At 63.0% G+C, this 21,611-nt stretch carries 24 protein-coding genes; 6 read left to right on the top strand and 18 right to left on the bottom strand.

The window, feature by feature from the left end; all coding sequences use genetic code 11:
- Window positions 1-7: 7 nt before the first annotated feature.
- From AC5P5S_RS08410 to AC5P5S_RS08330, 17 genes are all read right to left on the bottom strand, one after another.
- Window positions 8-544: a hypothetical protein gene (locus tag AC5P5S_RS08410; RefSeq protein ID WP_005410114.1), complete on the bottom strand. Its 537-nt coding sequence runs from the start codon at window positions 542-544 to the stop codon at window positions 8-10.
- Window positions 545-861: 317 nt separating this feature from the next.
- On the bottom strand, window positions 862-1,413 hold the full coding sequence (locus tag AC5P5S_RS08405; RefSeq protein WP_012480633.1) for a DUF4189 domain-containing protein: 552 nt from the start codon (window positions 1,411-1,413) through the stop codon (window positions 862-864).
- 312 nt (window positions 1,414-1,725) lie between these two features.
- Entirely contained in the window at window positions 1,726-2,106 is a 381-nt protein-coding gene (locus AC5P5S_RS08400) for a DUF4189 domain-containing protein (protein ID WP_012480634.1), read from the bottom strand.
- A gap of 32 nt (window positions 2,107-2,138) precedes the next feature.
- Window positions 2,139-2,657 carry a DUF4189 domain-containing protein gene (locus AC5P5S_RS08395; protein WP_012480635.1) on the bottom strand — a complete coding sequence of 173 codons (519 nt, stop codon included), beginning with the start codon at window positions 2,655-2,657 and terminating at the stop codon, window positions 2,139-2,141.
- 11 nt (window positions 2,658-2,668) lie between these two features.
- Window positions 2,669-3,826 carry a TrbL/VirB6 family protein gene (locus AC5P5S_RS08390; protein ID WP_012480636.1) on the bottom strand — a complete coding sequence of 386 codons (1,158 nt, stop codon included), beginning with the start codon at window positions 3,824-3,826 and terminating at the stop codon, window positions 2,669-2,671.
- Window positions 3,827-3,900: 74 nt separating this feature from the next.
- Window positions 3,901-4,701, bottom strand: a complete 801-nt coding sequence (locus tag AC5P5S_RS08385) for a hypothetical protein (protein WP_123958716.1) — start codon at window positions 4,699-4,701, stop codon at window positions 3,901-3,903.
- A gap of 51 nt (window positions 4,702-4,752) precedes the next feature.
- A complete protein-coding gene (locus AC5P5S_RS08380) occupies window positions 4,753-7,200 on the bottom strand; it encodes a VirB4 family type IV secretion/conjugal transfer ATPase (protein WP_024958424.1) in 2,448 nt (815 codons plus the stop codon).
- Window positions 7,201-7,284: 84 nt separating this feature from the next.
- Window positions 7,285-7,593 carry a VirB3 family type IV secretion system protein gene (locus AC5P5S_RS08375; RefSeq protein ID WP_012480639.1) on the bottom strand — a complete coding sequence of 103 codons (309 nt, stop codon included), beginning with the start codon at window positions 7,591-7,593 and terminating at the stop codon, window positions 7,285-7,287.
- Complete coding sequence (locus AC5P5S_RS08370; protein ID WP_012480640.1) at window positions 7,586-8,005, bottom strand: TrbC/VirB2 family protein; 420 nt, start codon at window positions 8,003-8,005, stop codon at window positions 7,586-7,588. Before AC5P5S_RS08370 ends, AC5P5S_RS08375 begins: the two co-directional genes overlap by 8 nt.
- A 73-nt stretch (window positions 8,006-8,078) precedes the next feature.
- Window positions 8,079-9,044 carry a lytic transglycosylase domain-containing protein gene (locus AC5P5S_RS08365; protein WP_012480641.1) on the bottom strand — a complete coding sequence of 322 codons (966 nt, stop codon included), beginning with the start codon at window positions 9,042-9,044 and terminating at the stop codon, window positions 8,079-8,081.
- On the bottom strand, window positions 9,023-10,090 hold the full coding sequence (virB11, locus tag AC5P5S_RS08360) for a P-type DNA transfer ATPase VirB11 (RefSeq protein WP_495276304.1): 1,068 nt from the start codon (window positions 10,088-10,090) through the stop codon (window positions 9,023-9,025). The genes AC5P5S_RS08365 and virB11 overlap by 22 nt, the downstream gene beginning before the upstream one ends.
- A 14-nt stretch (window positions 10,091-10,104) precedes the next feature.
- On the bottom strand, window positions 10,105-11,358 hold the full coding sequence (locus tag AC5P5S_RS08355; protein ID WP_012480643.1) for a TrbI/VirB10 family protein: 1,254 nt from the start codon (window positions 11,356-11,358) through the stop codon (window positions 10,105-10,107).
- Entirely contained in the window at window positions 11,355-12,134 is a 780-nt protein-coding gene (locus AC5P5S_RS08350; protein ID WP_012480644.1) for a TrbG/VirB9 family P-type conjugative transfer protein, read from the bottom strand. Before AC5P5S_RS08350 ends, AC5P5S_RS08355 begins: the two co-directional genes overlap by 4 nt.
- The gene (locus AC5P5S_RS08345; protein WP_062607307.1) at window positions 12,131-13,177 is read right to left on the bottom strand and encodes a VirB8 family type IV secretion system protein; all 1,047 of its coding nucleotides are present in this window, start codon (window positions 13,175-13,177) and stop codon (window positions 12,131-12,133) included. Before AC5P5S_RS08345 ends, AC5P5S_RS08350 begins: the two co-directional genes overlap by 4 nt.
- Before the next feature lie 89 nt (window positions 13,178-13,266).
- Window positions 13,267-13,713 (bottom strand): hypothetical protein, encoded by a 447-nt coding sequence (locus tag AC5P5S_RS08340; protein WP_012480646.1) that lies wholly within the window; start codon window positions 13,711-13,713, stop codon window positions 13,267-13,269.
- A 424-nt stretch (window positions 13,714-14,137) separates the two neighbouring features.
- The gene (locus AC5P5S_RS08335; RefSeq protein WP_005410127.1) at window positions 14,138-15,817 is read right to left on the bottom strand and encodes a type IV secretory system conjugative DNA transfer family protein; all 1,680 of its coding nucleotides are present in this window, start codon (window positions 15,815-15,817) and stop codon (window positions 14,138-14,140) included.
- Between the two features lie 36 nt (window positions 15,818-15,853).
- The gene (locus AC5P5S_RS08330; protein WP_005410128.1) at window positions 15,854-16,111 is read right to left on the bottom strand and encodes a hypothetical protein; all 258 of its coding nucleotides are present in this window, start codon (window positions 16,109-16,111) and stop codon (window positions 15,854-15,856) included.
- A 130-nt stretch (window positions 16,112-16,241) separates the two neighbouring features.
- On the opposite strand from AC5P5S_RS08330, the gene AC5P5S_RS08325 reads away from it, so the two are divergent.
- Complete coding sequence (locus AC5P5S_RS08325) at window positions 16,242-16,661, top strand: HD domain-containing protein (protein WP_012480647.1); 420 nt, start codon at window positions 16,242-16,244, stop codon at window positions 16,659-16,661.
- Between the two features lie 125 nt (window positions 16,662-16,786).
- Window positions 16,787-17,998, top strand: coding sequence for an MFS transporter (locus AC5P5S_RS08320; RefSeq protein ID WP_005410130.1), 1,212 nt, complete (start codon window positions 16,787-16,789; stop codon window positions 17,996-17,998).
- Between the two features lie 16 nt (window positions 17,999-18,014).
- On the opposite strand, the gene AC5P5S_RS08315 is transcribed toward AC5P5S_RS08320, so the two are convergent.
- Window positions 18,015-18,494 (bottom strand): MerR family transcriptional regulator, encoded by a 480-nt coding sequence (locus AC5P5S_RS08315; RefSeq protein WP_005410131.1) that lies wholly within the window; start codon window positions 18,492-18,494, stop codon window positions 18,015-18,017.
- A gap of 89 nt (window positions 18,495-18,583) precedes the next feature.
- Here AC5P5S_RS08315 and AC5P5S_RS08310 point away from each other — a divergent pair, with 89 nt between their 5' ends.
- The 4 genes from AC5P5S_RS08310 to AC5P5S_RS08295 all read left to right on the top strand — a co-directional run bounded on the left by AC5P5S_RS08310 (window position 18,584) and on the right by AC5P5S_RS08295 (window position 21,527).
- The gene (locus AC5P5S_RS08310; protein ID WP_062607309.1) at window positions 18,584-19,822 is read left to right on the top strand and encodes an NADH:flavin oxidoreductase/NADH oxidase family protein; all 1,239 of its coding nucleotides are present in this window, start codon (window positions 18,584-18,586) and stop codon (window positions 19,820-19,822) included.
- 94 nt (window positions 19,823-19,916) lie between these two features.
- Window positions 19,917-20,393: a membrane protein gene (locus AC5P5S_RS08305; RefSeq protein ID WP_049460718.1), complete on the top strand. Its 477-nt coding sequence runs from the start codon at window positions 19,917-19,919 to the stop codon at window positions 20,391-20,393.
- Window positions 20,394-20,526: 133 nt separating this feature from the next.
- Window positions 20,527-21,171 (top strand): hypothetical protein, encoded by a 645-nt coding sequence (locus tag AC5P5S_RS08300; protein WP_062607311.1) that lies wholly within the window; start codon window positions 20,527-20,529, stop codon window positions 21,169-21,171.
- 86 nt (window positions 21,172-21,257) lie between these two features.
- Window positions 21,258-21,527, top strand: a complete 270-nt coding sequence (locus AC5P5S_RS08295) for a hypothetical protein (protein WP_005410135.1) — start codon at window positions 21,258-21,260, stop codon at window positions 21,525-21,527.
- Window positions 21,528-21,611 lie beyond the last annotated feature (84 nt).

Raw genomic sequence — 21,611 nt, 5'->3', positions numbered from 1 at the left:
GCTTGGCTCATGGAAGCGACACCTCGGCAACACTGGATGGGTCGAAGTCCTCGAACCTCACCCTGCCCAGCTCCGCCGCCGAGTAATCCCGGATGTTGGTCGCTTCGGTCTCGATATCCACGACCTTGCGTCTCACCCCGTCAACCCAGCAGGCCTTGTCCGCGGGCGCATAGCGGAACCGGTAGGTGCTGCTCCAGCGCTCGCGGCTACCGCCGTTGGTGATCACGCTGAAGGTGCCCTTCTCGACCATTGCATACGCAAAAGGGTCGCCGGCCAGGCCACCTCGGGTGGAACACGGCACCAGCTTGTCGTTGCGCGCGGCCAGCTGCCAGCGCCCGCGCCCATCACCGCGCAGCAACAGCAGCACCCGGTTTGGCCCGTGCTGGCCGGGCACCAGCCCTTCCGGCGTCGGCTGGTCGATGACCAGCAGCTGATACTCGATGCCATCGCCGTTGAGTTCGCCTCTTACGGCTTCCAGCAGGTTCGCACCGGACGGAACAAATGCCAGGGCATCGTCCATGTGTGCGCCAACCCTGTCTTCCATCCCCTCCCACTCCTTCAATGTGGTCATGCCGATACCCGCCTCCCTGCCCAGCCGGAACGCGTTCCGGCTTATCCGCGCCTGCGCGGACAGGAATCATAGCCTTGCGTACGGCAAGACCGCGATGATGGCGAGCGTCACCCGACGCAGGGGCTGACAGCGTCCTCATTGGACGGAAGAACCCCTGCATTCGGCGGCACTGGCGCGTCATTTTCATGACGCGTGGGGAGCTTACCGCGAGGCGTTCTGCCGCGTCGAAGTGCGAGGAAATCGAAAAGCGGAATTGATCACAGAAAACGGGGCTTAGCGTGAATGGCGCCTTACCTGATGAACAGATCCGCCGTGCAGGCCGTTCTGGCGATCCCGCATTGTCCCTGCGGCAGCTGCTTCCATGCCGCCTTCGCGTTGCATTGCTGCATCGCGACAATGACCGCTCCCTGTTCGGACATGGCGGTGGCGACGCTGGTGGTTTCAGTGCCCAGGCCCGCGTGGGCGACCGCCACGCATTGCGCCTGGAACAGGGTCGCCAACGTACATTCGCCTTTCCCGAACTCCTTGCACTCCTTCATGGATGCACGCTTGGCCTTGCCCCGCGAGCGCATCGAGTTGCTGATGAAGGTGTCGCCGCGGGCATCCATCGCCACGCCACGCACGGTCTGCGCCCAGTTGGGGCGATTGTTGTACGGGGAGCCTGAGCTGCTCACCGGAATGGGCGCACAGCCCTGTACACCCTGGCCACCGATGGGATACATGCCCTGCGGGCAATTGCCTTCGGCAAGCGCGGTGAACGGCAGCAGGCCTGCAATCAGCAGGCACGGGAGAAAAGCGAGGTGGATTCGTTTCATGGGGAGACCCATTCCTTTGCTGCCCATTGTGAGGGGTGGGATGACCTGAGCGGACGATCGTTGCCCACTGTCGATGCTGGAGCCAAGAGAACAAACGGAGCTGCGCCCAAACACATGAAGCTTTCCGCCGCCATCGCGAGTTGCGCTGACTACCAGTCCGACAATCCGATCAACGGGCCAGAATGACTCATAGACCGGCTTCGTACAGTCCTCGTATGCAACCTGACACGCCTTTCCATCGGTGTCGACGCACGACTGCTGGGCAAACTTCCGCGCTTCGGCGGAGTCCTTGGCGCTGGCAAAACCGGCGCGGGAAGCCCCGCCCTGGCTATTGGGAACCTACCATGCAACGCACTGGTTTCTATACGTGTAGATGACTCGGCAATCGGAAGCACCGCGCCTACCGTAGTCTGCCAGAGCAAACTGCTCCGCGTTCTCCTTGCTCGGCCGGCCCGTCGCAACACCGGCATCTGCGGTCGCGTCGGACGACGCAATTGCCCCCCACGTCTTATGCCACTGACCCGCGGGCCCGGGTTCGCGGGCAGTTACCCCTGCCCCAGGAATCGGGGCGCACCCACCAACCCCTTGATCGCCGATGGGGTACTGGCCGGACGGGCATCGGCCATCGGCACTGGCGTTGCTGGCAACAAGTAATGCAGCGAACAGCAGAGCAGAAATCACGAAAGCTGAATCACCACGCAGAGATTTGAAGTCGGCCATTGCCTTGAATCTCCGTGTGATGTCACAACCGATCAGTCTTGCTGGAAGAACGGCTTGGTACAGTCAGAATGGAAAACGGAGCAAGCCTGACTTCCCAAATCCTTGCAGTCCTTGATTGCCCGCTCCTGCGCCTGTTCTTTCGTCGCCCCGGTGTTGAATCTCATGCCATTGTCCGGTCGTGCAGCCCGGACAACCGCATAGCACTGGTTGTAGTAGGTAAAAACGACTGTGCAGTCGGTAGCTCCGCCCTGCCGGCATCGCTCGACCGCTTGGCGCTCTGCCGAAGCCTTGGCCTGATGCCCAGTGGCCGAACCTGCATCTCCTCCAGGCGAGCTGGCGACAGCACCCCATGTCTTGACCCAGTACCCGGGATTCTCCTGCGGGGCGCTCTTAGCCGCGCCGGGTATGGGTGCGCAGCCACCAACGCCTTGGTCGCCAATCGGGTACTGACCCGGAGGGCAGCGCCCTTCAGCGAACGCCGAACTGACGTGCACAGAGCCCAGTAGGATCAGGGACAAGCACAGATGCTTTAGAGAGGCGCTTACGTTCATCAACTGAATCTCTAGTTTCCATGACTCGGATTTGCCGCACCACGCTGACCGGGAACCGCTGAACCCGGGCCTCCGGTTCCATCAAACATCTTCCCCATCGCCGACTGCTGACCATGGGAGTTTGAGCCAGAAGACGACTCCGGAGCCGCCGGCGGCGGAGCCGACATGCCCGGCGGACGACCATCGGCACTCGGCGAGGCACTTGCACCACCGCCTATCTGCGAATATGCCATGAAGGTGCCCAGGGTACCCTGGAAGAACATCGCTGCCATTGGGGGTGTAGTCAGGATCAACGCGGTGAGGATCAGGCCCATGCCTCCCTGCTGCATTGCCTGGCTGGTCATGCCGTCGGACATGCTTTCCTTGAGGATGAATTCCTGCACCAGCGCTGTGGTCCAGAAAGTGGCCGCCACACGTACCACCATGTCCAGTGCGATGGAAACCATCGCTGCAAGTACGGCCATGGAGAACATCGTGCCAATGCCGTAGAACAGCCAACGTTGGAACAACTGCTTGGTCTGGTCGAACAACAGGCAGAGGATGAACAGGGGGCCAAAGCCGATGAACAGCGCCATGGCGATTTCATACAGCATCAGCATCGCACCAGCGGTGATGGCTGGACCTGCGGTGCCCATGCCGATGAAGAACAGTGCCCGCTTCTTGTCCTCCAGCAGCTCCCCGTCATTCATGATCTGGATGGCGTCGATACTGGAAAGTGCCACCTGCATCCATGCCAGGCTCTTGTCGATCTGAGCTTCGGGTGACTCGTTCGAGCCTGTCACGACCTTCGTGATTTCTGCCTTGACGTCGTGGGTGAGGAAGCTCTGAAGGTTGGTGCCGAAAGCGCCCATCGTGGTGGCCGCGCTGACGATCAACGCCGCACGCGCCATATTGGTCACCAGCACCATCATTGAGTCCCGGCTGCGGCCGGTCACGATGCGGAAGCCCTGCACCAGCACCCACAGGGTCATGAGCGTGAGGGCGATGCCGCCGACCCACTGCATCATTTCCCCCATCATGTCGATGCCGAACTTGTTTATCTTGCTTCGCAGGAAGTCGAAGATGAACTTGAAGAACACGAAATCCCCGATCGATTGGACACGTGCAACGTGCCCCATCAAATCCTGGAATCCGCCATTGAAATCAAAATTGGCAATCGACCTGATCATTTCCGCAATCCCTTGATGTATCCCTACCGGACAACCTCGTGGAGCGGGTGCCTATGCACCTGCCCCAAGCGGCGTCAGTCGACGTGCAAAGCGCGTTCCAATGCGGCCGTCTTGACCAGCTGCGAGATGACGCCCGGCTTGCCCTTCAATGCCACGCGCGCCAGCACGCGCTGATTGGCCATCATTGACTCCTGATAGGCGTCGTAGGACCGCATGCGCGCCTCCCACTCCTGCTGCAGCTTGGAAATATCGTTTGCCGTACGCAGGGAGTCACTGTTCACGGCCGAAAGAGTTCCCGCAAGATTGCCATCGGCGCCGCCTCGCCAGCCCATGATCTCAGACAACGACGCGTTGATGCTGGGAATGGTCTTCTCGATGAAATCCACCGTCTCGTTGCGCTTCCGGTTTTCCATCATCTGGATGTTGACGCACAGCTGCTGCTGCTGCGCGTAGAGATCACCGGAGGTATCCAGCACAAACTTCTTCAGCAGGCTGCCAGCGCTGAAGCCCGCCGACGTACGGCAGAGGTCGGCGACCATATAGTCGTCTGGAACCCGCTCCAATGTGGCGCCTGGCGGCAAGCCGAAGTTGTTGATCATGCCCTGGATCTGGACAAGCGCATTTTGGTACTCCTGGAACGTCCTTCTCCACCGAGTTACCTGAGCCGCGTACTCCAGCCCGTCAGCCTTCATTTGCGCCTTCCCTTGGGCAAAGTCCTTCAGTGCCTGCATGAGATTACTGAGGTCGAAGACAGGGTAACCACCGGCCGAAACCGACGTGGTGGAGAACATGACCATGCTCCCCAGCAGGATGGCTGCCAGGCGCTTCTGACGCAGACCGCGGTGGCGCTTGTGATTTCGGGATGTCATGCTCATGTTCTTCTCCAGGGGAATGGATTTCATTCGGCGCTGTCTGATCCAGGGCTTTCAAGCCGCATCGGTTTCGGCAGAGGCCTTGGCTTTACCAGAGCCCTTTCGGTTCTTGTAGAAGTCCTCCAGCCACTGTTCCGGCGTGAGTTCGTCCACGGTGATCCGATTGCGGACTGCAGCCGTCTGCAGCACCCGATGCATGATGTCGATGTTGTCGGTCGAGGCCGAGATCACCGACAGGATGTCGTCCATGCCACGCAGGTTGAGCTGGCAGACACTGGAAGCATGGCCCTGCTTGACCAGGAAGCAGCGCGAGCGCTCGTCCAGTGCCGTGACCACCTTGAACTCCGCCTCGGTCAACTTCAGGCCATCCATGTAGTCGCTCTTGCTGGCGTTCGGGTTCGGCAGCAGGATGAGCGTGGCGGTCTGCTCGATCAGGGCAGCGGAGATATCACTCTTCAGCGCGTCTTCCGGGCTCTGCGTGGCGAAGATGCCCAGGCCGTTCTGCTTACGGATGGTCTTCTGCTTGTTCTTCGCGAACTCCTTCAGGCCACCCTCGCCGTCCAGGATCTTCCAGAATTCGTCCATCACATAGATCAGCGGTCGACCGTCGATCAGCGATTCCAGGCGGTGCAGCAGGTAATTGATGACCGGCACGCGCACTTCGGGATTGTCGATGATGTCGGTGTAGTCGAAGCCGATGATGTTGGCCTTGCTCAGATCCACCGTATCGATCGGATTGTCGAAGACCCAACCCAGCGAATTGCCCGAAGTCCAACGGCGCATGCGCGCATAGAGGCCGTCGTCGCCCATGTTGGGCAGGCTCTTCTGGAAGTTGGTCATGCTGCGCAGATGCATCGGCGTATCGAGCATGCTCTCCACCGCACGGTAGATGTCCTCTTCCTCGCGGGCGCTGTACTCGCGCTTGCCGGCCAGCACCTTGATCAGGTCGGCCAGGAACTGCACGTTCGCTTCGTTGTTCTCGCACTGGAACGGGTTGAAGCCAGTCGGCGCACCGTTCTCCAGGGCCAGATAATTGCCACCGCAGGCACGCACGAATATCTCCGCACCACGGTCCTTGTCGAAGAAGAAGATGGTCGGTGACGGCTCGTACTTCTGAACCTGGCTGAGCAGGAAGTTGATCAGCGCGGTCTTGCCGGTACCGGACTTGCCGATCACCATGGTGTTGGCGATCGCCTTCTCACCCAGCGAATTCTCGGATGGATGGGTGGCATGGAAATTGAAGTAATACGGCTGACCGTTGGTGGTCTGCAGCGTGGTCACGCAGTCGCCCCACGGGTTGTTGTGCTGCTTGCCGGTGGCGAAGTTGTGCAGCGGCGACAGGCCGAGGAAATTCAGCGAGCTGACGTTGGCCAGCCGCGTGCGGAAGCGCCAGTTGGCCGGCAGCTGCGAATAGAACGACGAGGTGACTGCCAGATCCTCCTTGGTCGACACGAAACCGGCGTTGGACAGCTCGGCACGGGTCGAGGCCACGTTCTGCGACAGCTTCGCCTGGCTGTCGCCATACACCGCGATGATGAAGTGGTATTCGCCCAGCACGAAGTTGCCTGACGACAGATGATCCATCGCCTGGTCGAGTTCGACGATCTGACTGACCGCCTTGTCGCCCGAGGAGATCATCATGCCCTTGGTCCGGTCCAGCACCTTCAATGCGTCCTGGCGTCCCATCGGGCTGAACGAATGGGTGATGACGTACTCGTAGTCCAGATACTTCAGACCATTGAGGATGCCCGGATAGGTGCCCTCGGCATATTCCTTGATATTCAGGATCGCGCCGAAATGGTTGACGCCATTGGGCGTATTGATCACGAAATCGCCGGTCTTGGCCGAGAACATATGACGGCTGACCGGAAGATAGTCTTTCACAGGCGCCGACAGCACCGGTACCGGCTCATCGATGCGGTTGATCAGGTAGCCGAACAGCTCAAGCGTTTCGGAAAACACCACGCCGTTCTTGGCTTCGTACATACCGAGCCGGTAAGGCGCGTAGTCGCGGATCACAGCTTCGACGTTGCCGGCGAGCTCCATCAGCTTCTCGACGGCCTGCTCCTGCTCGGCGCGCAGCTTGTCCACGTTCGCGGACTTCTCCACGAAGCGCTTTCCCGCCACCACCGGACGATAGATCATCGTCAGGTACAGCTCGTTCTGCATGATGCGCTGGGAGGACAGCATGCCCATGTACTGGTCGGACACATCCTGGTTGAAGCGCTGCTTGTAGTAGCTCTTTCCCTTCAGGGTGCGACGGCGCCGGATGTCATGCACCCAGAAGGCAACGTTGACGAAATCCGGCGCGCGCAGCGTCTGCAGCAACCGGTTGAAGGTGTTGTGCCGATGCTCAAGCTCCCATTCTTCGCGCCCCACGAACGGCAGCCCTTCCAGGTGCCACGTCAACAGGTAGTCGCCGCCCGTGGTCTTCACCACATTCGGAGCCACGTGCGACGACAAGGGGATGAATTCGCTGATGGAGGTATCTGGGTTGAACATACGACTGCTTCCAAAAGGTACTGCCGACAAAGATGCGGAGTTGGCCAGGCGGGCGCTCAACGCCCGCCTGGCCGGATCCAGCCCTCAATCCCTGGGGGCTGGCTTGTTGCGGTAGTGATTCGGGTTGAACACCCACATGCCATCATGCTCCTGCACGTTGCGCACCTTGAGCTTGAACATCAGGCGCAGGCCCAGCAGGCGGAAGATCATCTCGTCACGCTTGGCCATCTGCCGCATGATGAAGATGGCCACCGGGATGGTCAGCAGAAACCAGAAGTTCGTGTACATGCTCAGCAGCAACAACCCACCCGCCACCATGAAAAATGGCAGGTAGGGAACGCCCAGGAACATCGCTGGGCGCGTGCATCCCCGGAACAGGACGTTCTTATGCACTGTAGTACTGGACGGCGTGCTTGATCATTTCAAACGCCATGCCAGCGCCGTCGCCACCACCGACCTTTTCGCAGCTGCCAGCCTCCTTGCCGAGCAGCATGCGCGCGATCTGGCCTGCCGCGCCGATCAGCACACCGCCGATGAGGATCGGGGCCACGTCACCGATGCGCTTGTGGGCAAACGCAATCTGGTAACCGGCGAAGATCACGGCGATCGTGACCACGGCGATCGAGGCCATGTTCAGCAGACCGTTGATGTTGGAGAAGAAGCCGCAGACCTTGCCATCGGTACCACCGAAGTCAGTGCCGGCCAGGGCCTGCGGAGCGAACACAGCACCGGCGAATGCGACGGCCATCAGCATGGTCTTCAGCGTGCGCTGGGCCTGGACGAGGTCGAGATTGAATCGCTTCATGGATTGATTTCCTTGTTGATGGACTAACACAACTGAATCGACCAGCCGGGGGACCGGTCGCACCACGACTTCGTCAGAACACGAAGGCCGCATCCCCTGCGGGAATCTGCTGCACCGGCGCACGGGGCGCCGGTGCGTTGTAGAAATTCTGGGTGTCCGCTGCCGGCGCGTTACGCTCATTCCACGGGCGCAGCATCACCGGCGCGTTCGCGCCGGCAGCCATCCCGGGAAGCTGTTGCGGCATGGCTGCCCCGCCCTGCGCCGCACCAGGCTGCTGATACGGCTGCGGAGCCTGCTGCGGCATGTCGTTTCCACGCTGTGCCTGTGGCTGCATCATTCGATCGACCGAGCCCAGCACCACGCGCGATACCGCCTGGTCGGCGATATTCAGCAGGCTGCCGCGGGCCATCGCACCGGTGGATGGGTAAACGGTGTAGGCGCGGGCCGGGTCATTGGACGGCACGTACACCGGCGCACTGGCCTGGGCGACGATGCGTGCCTGGGCCGGCGAGGCCGTCTGCGGATGATGTTCGACCCTGACCACCCGACGCTCGCCGCGGCTGACCACGTCAATCGGCGCGACGCCGTTGCTTGCGACCTGCTGACCGCGGCGGATCGAGTCGTAGATCTTCTGCACGTACCCGTGACGGAAGCCGGTCTCGAAGTTGCCCGAGTAGTAGCAGCTGAACGACTTGCCCCAGTCACCACCGGAGCGCTTGTAGCAATCGGCGAGGATGCGCGAACCAGCCTGCAGGTTCGGGCACTGCTGGAAGGCCTTCTCGTAGGAATCCAGCCCGTACTTGCCCAGGTTGTAACGGTTGACCTGGGCCAGGCCAATGGAGAAGTTGTAGCCCTTCTCCTCCAGCATGCGAACGGTGGCCAGCGCCTCGTCGAGGGCCTTGGGCTGGCGCACCAGGGCGCCGCCGACCACGCCGATGGCATAGGGGTTGCGCGACGATTCCACGTTGATGACGTGCTGCATCACGTCCATCGAGACGGCCATTTCCGGGCACGCCATCATTTCCAGTCCTGGCAGCATTGGTCAGCCCTCCTGCCCTGGGCACGCCCAGGATTGAAGTCGATGCCGGTGATGTAGCGCGAGCCGGCATGCGCCTTGATATGCACGACGATGTCGATGGTCATCATCAACAGTCGCTTGATCACGTTGAACTCCAGGCCCGAACCCTCGGCCGAGGCCTTCACCATCAGCGCCAGCTGATCCCAGGTCTGCTCCGGGCTACCGGCATGGCAACTGGTGATCGAGCCCGGGTGGCCCGATGCGCAGTTGCGGATGAAGTAGAACGCCTCGTCACCGCGCAGCTCGGCCAGGATGATGCGTTCTGGCTTCATGCGCAGGCAGGCTTCCATGCAACTCTTTGCGCTGACATTGCTGGTGCTCTGCCCGCCCTTGGAGTACAGCAGGTGCACCACATTGGGTTGGGTCAGAAACAGCTCGCGTGCGTCCTCGATCGTGACCAGGCGCTCGTTGTCCGGGATATGATTGACCAGCGCTTTCATGAAGGTGGTCTTGCCGCTACCGGTCGCACCGGAGACCACGATGTTCTTGCGGTACATCACCGCACGACGGAAGAACTCTGCGTACTCGCGCTGCTGGCGCAGTTCCAGCAGCTCGCGGTCCTGCTCGCTCAGACTGCCATCCTGTTCCAGGATCTGGTTGAAGAAACCATCCTCGTGGTACTGGGTGAGCGACTTGGTGTGCTTGGACGGCAGGCGGATCGTGATCGAAACCTTGCCGGCATCACAGGCAGGTGGAATCACGAACTGCGCACGCTGGCCGGTGGGGAACGTGAGCGACACCACCGGATCGGCATCGGTGATGCGCTGGCCGGTGTTGCTTTCGTTCACTACGGCGGTGCAGAACTGCCGGGCCCGCTCGAAGGTCAGGCCCGGCACGTCCACCCGCTGCCACCCGGCCCGGGTTTCCAGGTACAGCTCACCGGGACGGTTGATGCAGATTTCCGTCACTTCCGGGGATGTCATGTACTCGGCGATGCCCAGCACTTCGTACTGATAGCGCAGGAAATCGCTGGAAACGAGGGCGAGGGGTGACACTTCGGCGTCCATGGTTGTTCTTCGGGTTACCGGCGCGGGTTGAGCACGTTGGTGAAGTCAACGTCCTTGGCGACGTAGACGTTCACGATGGTGCCCTGGTTGATGGTGACAGTCGGCGGGCGATTCGAACTGGTGAGGGCTTCGTTGGCGAGACGCTCCATCGTGCGCGCGGTGGCGCTTTCATAGGGCGAACGAACGGCGAAACCATTGCTGGAAACCGTCGTCGACTCTGGACCATGCTCGGCTGCGGCGTACTTGAAGGCGTCGGCGATCAGGCTGATCATCAACGCCGACGCAATGCGACTACCCCAGTGCGCGCTGTACTGGCCAGGATGACCAGCACCACCCAGCTGATCCACGCCCGGGCTGGACATGGCCACGTCGATGCCATTGGGCGTGGTGATGCGATCCCAGATCACTTCCACGCGCTTGCCCTTGGGACCGCCACCGTACGCACCATAGATCTTGGACCCCTTGGGCAGCAGCAGGCTGCGGCCGTTGATCGAGTAGACCGGCTCGGTCAACAGGCACGACGTATAACCTGCAAGATCGGTGATGATGCGGGTCTCGAGTACACAACGCAGATAGGTGCCACGCACCAGCAGCGCGTCGGGGCTCCGGATGTAGGAAGCATTGGACACATCCTCCACATCAGGCCCGCGGCGCACCTTGGCCGGCGGAGCATTGCCGTTCTGCGCCTGCAGCGCAGCCAACGTGGCCTGCATGTAGGGATCGTCGTTGTCCCCTGCTGCGGCCTGGCCGCCAGCGTCGCCCGTGCCCACGCCTGCGCCACCACTACCGGCAATGCGGCGATCCAGCAGACTCGGGCCACGCTCGACCTCGCGTTCGGGTTCGGCACGAGGAATGAACGTCGGGCCCATCGTTTCCTGCGGCGGTGGCGGCAGCATCGGAATGGGCTCGGCGGCTTCCCGGGCGGCCTCGCGAATCGCGGAGGGTGCAATGATCGGCAGGTCGGGGGTGCTCGAACGTGCAACCTGCGGCGGCGCCTTGGCTTCTTCAGCGTCTTCCTTGCCCTTGCGCAGCAGCAGGAAGCCCATGGCCAGCAACAACACCAGGATGCCGCCGAGGAACAACAGCGCCTTGCGGTTCAAGCGCTGCTCTTCCGCAGAGCGAAGCTGTGGGGCACTGGCATCCAGATCCGGCGCCGCCTCTGCCTGCGCGTGCCCGTAGTAGGGGTTCGCCGATGGCTCCTGAGCCGCAGGCCCCTGTCCGTACGGAGACGGATTCGGATCGTTTTCGGGAGTGTTCTGCTGGCTCATTTCTTCACGTTCCTTCGCAGGCCGACGACGAAGTCGCCGTGGCGGATGACCAGGTACGGGTACGTCCCGTGCACGATCAGCGTATTGCCTTCAACCGTGGTGTTGACCACGAAATCCTCGCCATACTCCTTCTCGCGACCGAATACGGCCGGGAAGATACCGGTCTTGTACTCGGGCGAGTTGGGCAGTTTCAGATAGGTGAAACGGCCATCGTCGTAGGCGTTGACCGGGACCAGCCATCCCATCTTCTTGGCCTTGCTGGTCGAATAGGAGTAGTTGAAGTTGTATTGGCGATCCTTGGCCAGCTCGGTACTGAGCAGCGGCTGCGCTTCCTCCTCGACCGCCGACTGGGCAGGGCCGAACACAGTGTCATTCGGATAGACGAATGCGATCTTGTACTGCACGCCGGCGCGACGGGCCTGCTCAAGCTGGCGCCAGTCGGTGGCAACGACCTTCAGCTCGAAAATGTACGAATGGGTCTCGGTACGCACCATCATGTTGGTGTCGACGTCGACGTTCTTCGGCTTGAGGTAGAACACGTTCTCGCGACGGGTGAGTTCCCAGCCGCTGCTGAAGCCGGTGCTGTAGTCGAGGATCTTCTCGTTCGGGCTCAGCTCGATCTGGGTGGTGAGGCCCAGGCCGGTGCGAACCGGGTAGATGCGGTCCTTCTCATACTCGTAGTGGTCAACTGCCTGTGCCATCGCCGCGCTGGAAAACACCAGCGACAGCAACGACAGCAGCGCCCACGCGCTTCCCCTGATTTTTCGACTACTCATCGGTTGCTTGCTCCATCAGCATTTCCGGTGGAATGGTTCGGTGCCGGCATCATTGCCGGCTGTCCCGGCGCGACCTGCCCCGGCATCGGCTGCCCCTGGACCGGCTGCCCCTGCATGGGCGCACCCTGCATCGGCTGCATCTGCCCATTGGCCGGCACTGCGACAGGCTGACCGGTGGCGGGATCGATCATGGTGGCAGCGGCCGGATTGTTCGGAACGTACATGCCCTGCGCCTGCTGCGCGGCGAGCTGTGCCTGTTGCGCGGCATCCTGGGCCTGCTGCTGCATGGCACCGTCATCCGGCACGGGCACGCCGCGCGCATAGTCGTTGTCGACACGGTACTCCGTGACCTGGAACGCCAATGGGTTGAGCACGCGGTCCTGTTCGGAGAGCGCCAGATTCTGGTTGTACTGGAAGCGCATGGTGACCAGCTGGTTGTCCAGATAGGTCGATACACCGCTGCGCTTGTCAAGCAGGCTGCGCTGGATGCGCACGGACGCGCCACGGAAGCTGCCGTTCGCCTGCACGCCCAGCGGGGTGATGCTGAGGATCTTGACCCTGATCGCCTTGCCCCGGCCGTACATCACGAACGGATTCTGCGGATTGTTGCTGGCATAGCGCTGCTTCATGCTTGCGGCCACGGCATCACTGGACATGACGAACACCAGCTCCCAGTCGCGCAACCCCATCACCGCGGAGTCGTACGACTCGCGCGCCAGCACGTACTGGGCGACATTGCTGCGGTTGACCGCTTCATTGGTGGTGATCGTCTCGCCCTGGAACGTGCCCCTCAGGCGCGCCACCGTGGCGGTACCCGTGTAGGCATCGGCCATCACCAGGAACGGCACCTTCTCCTTCAGCGGCAGCATGTAGTAGTAGCCGCCAGCCAGTGCCAGCGACATCAGCAATGAGCCGGTGGCGACCCACCAGGCACGGCGCTCACTGCGACGCGCCATGTCGGCCACGGTGATCTCGTAGCTGACCGCCTTGGCGACCGACTGCTCGACCTTGGGACTATTGCCGGGATCCTTCTTGCGGAACATGGATTCTTCCGTACTGCTGAAACATCAATGGGCGTGGCACCCCTGCGACAGGCGCGGGGAGCGGCACGTTCGATGATTTCGAGGTGGACTCAGGTGCCGCTGTTGGAATCAGCGCCCTGTGCCGACGCGGTCGGCGTCGAGCCAGCGCTCTGCACAACGATCTGGTTGCCAACGATGGAGACGGAGATGCCCTGCGCTGCATAGGCCGCCGTCAGATCGATCACGGCCTGCTGAGCGTTGGTGGTGTCGATGTTGGAAACCGCGCCGTACAGGGTGAAGTCCGAGCTCAGGCGGTAATCCAGCGTGCGTCCGGAATCCTTGGCCCAGCGCTCGAGCATGGCTTTGAGCGTGCCATCCATCGGCGAGGCCTGGTAGACGTAGCTGGAGTACAGCGGGATCTCGGTGGTTGCCGCAGCAAAGCGGTTCACCGGCTTCCAGCGGCCTCCGAAATCGGGAGCGGACTTGGTGGCGCAACCGGCCACCATCAACGCCGCCACTGCGGCGATGGACATTTTCGCGATAAACGCCTGATTCATACGGGCTTCACTTTGACGTACGAAAAAGCAGTCCCGAGCATTGGTCCCCTGGTCGTCCGGCGCTGCGTCGCGCACGCCGGAATCGGAGCGACGCACTGACTGGCAGCACACCCACTCCGGCTCCCCTGCAGCCAACGGCCGCCAACCAAGTCGCGGGGCCGCCAGAAACTCCCGGCGACACACCCGCATACCTCACCAACGTCGAAACCATCCATGTTTCATGGCACAAACTCCTGGCCACCCTGCTCTACAACATCTGCCATCCATCACACATTTCTGAACGGCATGCACAGGGTCGCACAACCACGCGTCAATTCCATGTCAGACAAGTCTGAAAATCTATGAACAAATGCCGAATTCTTGACTCAACTCACGTTTTCACGTCAGTGAATATGAATCTACGTCACAAATTTAACGACGTGAATTAGACGTTAAGCATGGGAACGTCGACTTTCGGCAGCAGCCGCGAGGTGAAGTAGCGATCCTTGTAGTAGCGGATCTTGTCGCATTTCACCGGATGCGGTATGCCCTCGTACAGGAACACTTCCTTGTCCGGTCCCATCGCCTTCAGCTCCTGCGGCAGCATCAGTGCCCGCCGCTCCTCGGTGAAGCTGTGGGTCTTCTCGCGGGCGTGCGTGACGTTCTTCTTGCGGATGGTGGTGTAGCCCAGCATGTCCGAATAGTCGTTGGCGTCCTGCTGCTCGCGCGGCGCGTACAGGATCTGCAGCGCGTGGTTGGTGATGATCGTGCGCGAGACTTCCCGGCCGTAGGTGGCATCGAGCTGGGACATGCTCTGGATGATCGGCAGCAGGCGGATGTTGTAACCGGCCATGTAGGACACCGCCGAGGCGATGATCTCGACCTTGCCGATCGAGGTGAATTCGTCCATCAGCAGCAGGCACTGGTACTTCAGGTCCGGGTTGGACTTGGGCAGTTCCTTGGTGTTGAGGTTGATCAGCTGGCTGAAGAACAGGTTGATGATCAGCCGGCTCTCGGCCAGCTTGTTCGGCTGGATGCCGATGTAGATGGTCATCTTCTTCTTGCGCACGTCGGTCAGCAGGAAGTCGTTGCTGCTGGTGGCCTTGTCCAGCACCGGGTTGATCCAGGGATTGAGCGGTTCCTTGAAGGTGCCCAGGATCGAGGCGAAGGTCTCGTCGGCCTGGGACAGCATGTTGGCGAACGCCGATCGCGCGTTGCCACTGAGGAATGAACGCTCCGACAAGGCCTTGAGGTACTTCTTCAGATCGGTGCCATCGCCGGATGACAACCGGTAGACAGAACCCAGCGTCGGCGTGCCCGAGCCGCCCGGGAAGCCGCTGCTGCGCTCGTCGTCCCAGTTTTCGAACAGATACAGGGTGAAGGCCATGAACGCGTTGCGCGCCTGGCTGACCCAGAACTTCTGGTCCTCGGCGCCGTCCGGATACAGCATCGCGGCGATGCTCATCAGGTCCGACACCCGGAATGCCGGATCATCGGAGACATAGCTGAGCGGGTTCCAGCGGTGCGTGCGCCGATCCTCGGCGAAGGGATTGAACAGGTAGATCTCCTGGCCCTGGCTGGCGCGCCAGCCGCTGGTCAGGTCGAAGTTCTCCTGCTTGATGTCCAGCACCACCAGCGATTCGCCGTATTCCAGCAGGTTCGGGATGACCACGCCCACGCCCTTGCCTGAACGGGTGGGTGCCGCAAGAATCACGAACTGCTGGCCATCCAGCCGCACCAGTTTGCCGCCATGGCTGCCGACCACGATGCTCTGGCCGGTCTTCTTGAACATGCCATGCCTGGACAGGTCGGCGCCGGTGGCGAAACGCGCGTCGCCATGCAGCGAGCGCTTGTCCTTCTTCAGCAGCAGCACCAGACCGGTCACCAGCAGGACCAGCAGCGGCAAGCCGAAGCCCACGTAGCCGGCCCACTTGATCTTGCCCACGAACGGCGCAACCTGCGGTTGGCCGATGGCGTGGTAGTACTGGTAGTACGTGTTCCAGGTGAACAGCTTGGTGTCCAACCCCAGGAACAACAGGGTCAGGTAGCCGGAAAACACGAAACCAAGCAGCAGGGTCGCCAGCGTGACGATGGCGATGAGCAGATACTTCTTACTGGGCAACACCCGAATCCTCCATGATGCGCACGAGGGCGCGACGGCCTAGCGGCGGCGCCAGCGCGACGCCTTCTTCCGCAGGTTGTTTTCGTTCTCCAGCCCGGGCTCTTCGCCCTCTTCACGCACCCGCTGCAACAGCAGTTGGCGCGCTTCGGCCAGTGATACCAGGTCGGTCAGACGATCCCCATCGTCGGCGACGACCGCATGGCCGACCACATCGCCCGGAGCGTACACCGGCTCGTAGGACACTGCTACCAGCTGATAGCGGCCACGGGTTTCCAGCACATGCCTGAATTCCTGCATCGCATTCCTCCTTGTCGGGGCAACACTGCGTCCCCTGCCCCGCCATGATGCCCATCGCAGTGTCATCGGCGTATGCACAAGCGCTACGGTTTCTGCGCGAAACTGTCTGCGGATATCCAAGGAGACTGCAATGGACTGGGTAGCACTTGCACGCACGCTGGCCACCGAGGCCCACGCGGGCCAGACGGACAAGGCCGGCCAGCCTTACATCTGCCATGTGGCGCGGGTGGCGGCCGCGGTGCGCGGCGACGATGACGCCGAAGTGGTGGCCTGGCTGCATGACGTAGCCGAAGACTGCCCGGCGTTTGCCGCACAGATCGAGGTCTTTCCCGCCCCGCTGCGCGAGGCGGTGCACCTGCTCAACCGCGACGCGGCCCCCGACGCGGACAGCTACTACGCGCGCATTGCCGCCCACCCGCTGGCACTGAAGGTGAAGCAGGCCGATCTGGATGACAACGCCGATCCGCAGCGCCTGGCGATGCTCGACGCGGCGACGGCCGGGCGCCTGCGCGGCAAGTATGCGCACGCCCGGGCAGCGCTGGGCATCTGATCGCGCCGCGCGGTGGCCGGTGGGCGAACGTGTCACCGATCAAACGCTGATTTACCCTGAGTGCTGCTGCCCTTGTTGCGGTGCAGCAGTACAATGACCGGCTCCCCGCCCCCATCGCGCCCCGCATGAGCCCCAACTCTTCCCTGGCTGCGCGGCTGACGCCCCGTCAGCGCACCCTGATCATCCTTGCCCTGTCGCTGGGCGGCTTCGCCATCGGCACCAGTGAATTCGCCAGCATGGGCCTGATGCTGGAGATCAGCCGCGGCCTGTCGATTTCCGAAACCCAGGTCGGCCACCTGATCAGCGCCTACGCCATCGGCGTGGTCGTCGGCGCCCCGATCCTCGCCTTCGTCGGCGCCAGCTTCCCTCGCCGCAAGCTGCTGCTGGCACTGATGGGCTTCTATGCCGTCGGCAACCTGGCCAGCGCACTGGCGCCGAACTACGGCACGATGCTCATTGCGCGTTTCGTCGCCGGCCTGCCGCATGGCGCCTACTTCGGCGTGGCGATGCTGGTTGCCGCCGCGATCAGCCCGGCCGGCCAGCGCGGCCAGGCGATGTCGCGCGTGTTGCTGGGCCTGTCGATCGCGATCCTGGTCGGCAATCCGCTGACCACCTGGCTGGGCCAGCAGCTGAGCTGGCGCACCGCCTTTGCCCTGGTCAGCGTGCTGGCCATCGCCACCGTGGCGATGATCGCGCGCTTCCTGCTGCCGGACCCGGACGAGGTCCGTACCTCGCCGATGCGCGAACTGCGCGCCTTCAACACCACCCAGGTGTGGCTGGCGCTGGCGATCGGCGCCGTTGGCTTCGCCGGCATGTTCTGTGTGTTCACCTACCTGGCACCGACCCTGGTGCAGGTCACCGGCGTGGCCGAATCGTGGATGCCGCTGGCGGTGGGCGTGTTCGGCATCGGCGCGATCATCGGCAACATCGCCGGTGGCTGGCTGGTGGACAAGTTCCACTTCAAGGCCGCCGCGGTGGTGCTGCTGTGGTCGATCGTGATGCTGCTGCTGTATCCGCTGGCCGCGCAGTCGGTGTGGACGATCGGTCCGATGATCATCACCGTCGGCACCATGGGCGCGCTGGCGGCGGTGCTGCAGACGCGCCTGATGGACGTGGCCGGCGAAGCACAGACCCTGGCCGCCGCCTCCAACCATGCCGCCTTCAATACCGCCAATGCACTCGGCCCGTGGCTGGGTGGCATGGCGATCAGTGCCGGCTTCAGCCCGGCCAGCACCGGCTATGTCGGTGCCGCCACCGCCATCGGCGGCCTGCTGCTGTGGTGCGTGGCGGTGATGCTGGACAGGAAGCGCAAGACAGCCGGCGTGGGCAGTCACTGACCTTCGCGCCGGATCGTCAGCTGCTGCCCGCGCGGCGGCGGCGATCCGGCCGCAGCAACGCCGTATCGCCGGCCGCAAGTGTCGGGCGCGCCAGCTCACCGCGCTTGACGCGCTCCAGCACCCGCCGCGAGTTGGCCGCGCAGTCGATGCCCTCCGGCCGCGCCTGGATGTCCTCGATCAGGGCCAGCAGGTGCGCCCGGCTCTCTGCCAGCCGCAACTGCAGCGCCTCGATGTCGGCCACCTTCTGCTGCAGCATCGAGATCAATGCGTCGTGCTGCCACTGGCCCATGTCCGGTGGCAGCAAGGCGCGTATCTCCTCCAGGCTGAAGCCGGCGCGCTGCGCACCGGTAATCAGCTCCAGCAGCAGCACCGCCTGCTCCGGGTAGTCGCGGTAGCCGTTGGCCTGCCGCTGGACGACCAGCAACCCTGCCTCCTCATAGAAGCGGATGCGTGACGCCGCCAGGCCCGTGCGGCGGGCCAGCTCACCGATCTTCATCTGCCTGAATCCTCGACATCGGAACCCATTGACCTTCAATAAAACTTGAAGGTTAGCGTAGCGCCATTCCCCTGTCCTGGAGCTGTCCCATGTCGCTGTTCTCGCCCCTGGCGCTGCCTTCCGGCGCCCTCATCCGCAACCGCATCGCCAAGGCGGCGATGGAGGAGAACATGGCCGACGCCGACCACGCCCCCTCCGAAGCGCTGCTGCAGTTGTACCAGCGCTGGGCCGACGGCGGCGCCGGACTGATCATCACCGGCAACGTGATGGTCGATGGCCGCGCCATGACCGGCCCCGGCGGCGTGGTGCTGGAGGACGATCGCCACCTGGAGCGTTTCATCGCCTGGGCCGACGCCGCGCGCTCGCGCGGGGTGCAGATGTGGATGCAGATCAACCACCCCGGGCGGCAGATGCCGGCCGCGCTCGGCCAGCCGGCATTGGCGCCTTCGGCGGTCCCCTTGGACATGGGCGCACTGTCCAAACAGTTCGCGCCGCCGCGGGCGATGACCGAGGCGGATATTGAAGACGTGATCGCTCGCTTCATCCGCAGTGCCGAGCTGGCCGAGCGCGCCGGTTTCAGCGGCGTGGAGATCCATGCCGCGCACGGCTACCTGCTCAGCCAGTTCCTGTCGCCGCTGTCGAACCGCCGCGATGACCGCTGGGGTGGCAGCCTGCAGAACCGTGCGCGCCTGCTGCTGGAGATCGTGCAGGGTGTGCGCGCGACGGTGGCGCCCATGTTCGTGGTGGCGGTGAAGCTCAACTCCGCCGATTTCCAGCGCGGCGGCTTCTCGCCCGAGGACGCGCGCGACGTGGTCGAGATGCTGGCGCCCCTCGGCGTGGATCTGGTCGAACTGTCCGGCGGCAGCTATGAAGCACCGGCCATGACCGGCGCCGCACGCGACGAACGCAGCGTGGCCCGCGAAGCGTACTTCCTCGAATTCGCGCGCGAGATCGCCACGGTGGCAACGATGCCGCTGATGGTCACCGGCGGCATCCGCCGCCGCGAAGTGGCAGAGCAGGTGCTGGCCAGCGGCGTGGCCATGGTCGGCATCGCCACCGCGCTGGCGATCGAGCCGGATCTGCCGCAGCACTGGCAGCAGGGCCGCGATCCGGTGCCGACACTGCGCGACATCAACTGGCGCAGCAAGCCGCTGGCGGCCAGCGCGCACATGGCCGCAGTGAAGTATCAGCTGGGCCGGTTGAGCCGGCGCCGCCCCACCGCACCCACGGTCTCACCGGTATGGGCCCTGCTGCTGGCACAGGCGGCCGCAAAGTGTCGGACCCGCCGCTACCGGCGCTGGATCGGCGCCCGCGCCATCGCACACTGAGCCGCGCGGTCTTCTCATCGCCGCAGCGATGCTCCACCATCTGCAGGATCGGCGGCAGTTCCGCCGCCGATCGCAGCATGGAGACGGAACCCACGTGGCAGCAGGATCGACCAGGAACCGGGAGAAGCTGCTCGATGACCTGCTCTCGCTGGGACGTAACTGGGCGCTGGCGATCGCCATCGCAGGTGCCGGGGCAGCAGTTCACTACAGCGAGTCGGTGTACGAAGCAGGAATCTGGCGAGGCCTGCTGCCTACCATCTGCTTCCTGGTCGCGATCATCTGGATCGTGCTCAGCATCATCCGCTTCGACCTGACCCTCCAGCAGCACTTCGAGCGCAAGCGCACGCGCTGGCTCAGCCGCCTGCTCTATGTCGTGCTGCTGGGTACCGGCATCACCGCCGTGTTCTTCGTGACCGAACTGGCGTCCAACAACCACATCGCAAGGATGTGCGACGCCGTGGCCAACGAACCGGCCAGCCGGATCCACCGGTCCGCCGAGTGCCAGCGCCTGTACCAGCATCGGGCGGCGTACCGGCAGCGGTTGGAATCGGCCGAGGGCGAGTTCGACTGAGCAGATGCGTGGGCGAAGGCGCACGAGGACTCACACAGGGGTCCAGCAAGGGTGGATTCGAAATAGTTGTATGGACTTCATTGCAACGCGACGCCACGCTTTCTTGCCAGAATGCCGTGATCGAACGCAGTCCATGAAGTCACCCCCCGCCCGCTCCCGTCTCCCCGCCCGGCCGCGGAAAATCGGCAGCGAAGTACGCATCTTCAGGCGCTATCACCAGTACGCCATCGTTGCCGCCGGAGCCGGACCACTGGCAATACTCCTGTTTGCCGTCGCACCCGAACTTGGGCCGCTTCCGGCACTGGGCGCGGCAGCGATTTTCACGCTGTCGCCGCTGATTCTCGGCTTCGTTGTCTATTCCCCACAACGGGACCGGGTGGTACTGGAACAGGATCGTCTGGTATTCCAGCACCGTCCTCCTCTCCCGTTCAAGCAGATCCGGTCCTACAACCTGGACGATCATGTCGATCTGATCCTGATCGATGGACCGAGCGTGCTGCTGCAGCGCACGCGGGCATCGATGCATGATTTCCCAACCTTCCGGGACGCACTGGCAGAGGCGCTCGCAGATCGGCCCGCCAACGCTGCCGCGGCTCCGCAACGTCGCCACTTCTTCGGTGCCTGGCCCGCACGCGTTTGGGGTGCGGGCCTGTTGCTGGCGACGGCGGCACTGGTGATCACGGGCGTACTGCATGGCTGGCCGTTCTACAGAGCACCGATCCTTGGGATCGTGCCCGTGGTGGGCATTGGGCTATTGCTGTCGCGCCGCCGTCACTGATCACGCCGTCGGCGAAGTACACATGGCGTGGATGTGTATTCGGGCACAGTACGCGCGCCGCTCACGCTTGCAACCATCCAGCCACCATGCTCCACGCGCCTGCCCCCGCACATCACGATGCCATCGCCCTGCAGGCGGGCGTGCTCGGCAGCGTGTTGGGCGTGGCTCTGTACAAGGCCATCGCGTTGTCGGCGCTGGCGACCGGATCCTTGATCGTGATCGGGCTGTGGCTGCTGGCCTGCGCGCTGCTGGCTGCCTGGGCACTGGCCGCCTGCCTGGCCTGCCTTGCGCTGAGCCGGCGCGTATTCGTGCTGATGCTGGCGCTGAGCATGATCCTGATGATCTGCGTCGCCTGACAGCAGCAGGCGCCGGACCATCGCGCATCTGTTACAGAATAACAAGTGCAATTGGACGGATTGCTCGTGCCCGGGGTCACGTAT

The organism is Stenotrophomonas sp. YJH_SMC_54, assembly GCF_059368435.1.
Note: the sequence above shows the minus strand (reverse complement) of the source record. Positions and strands in the feature narration are given on the sequence as shown.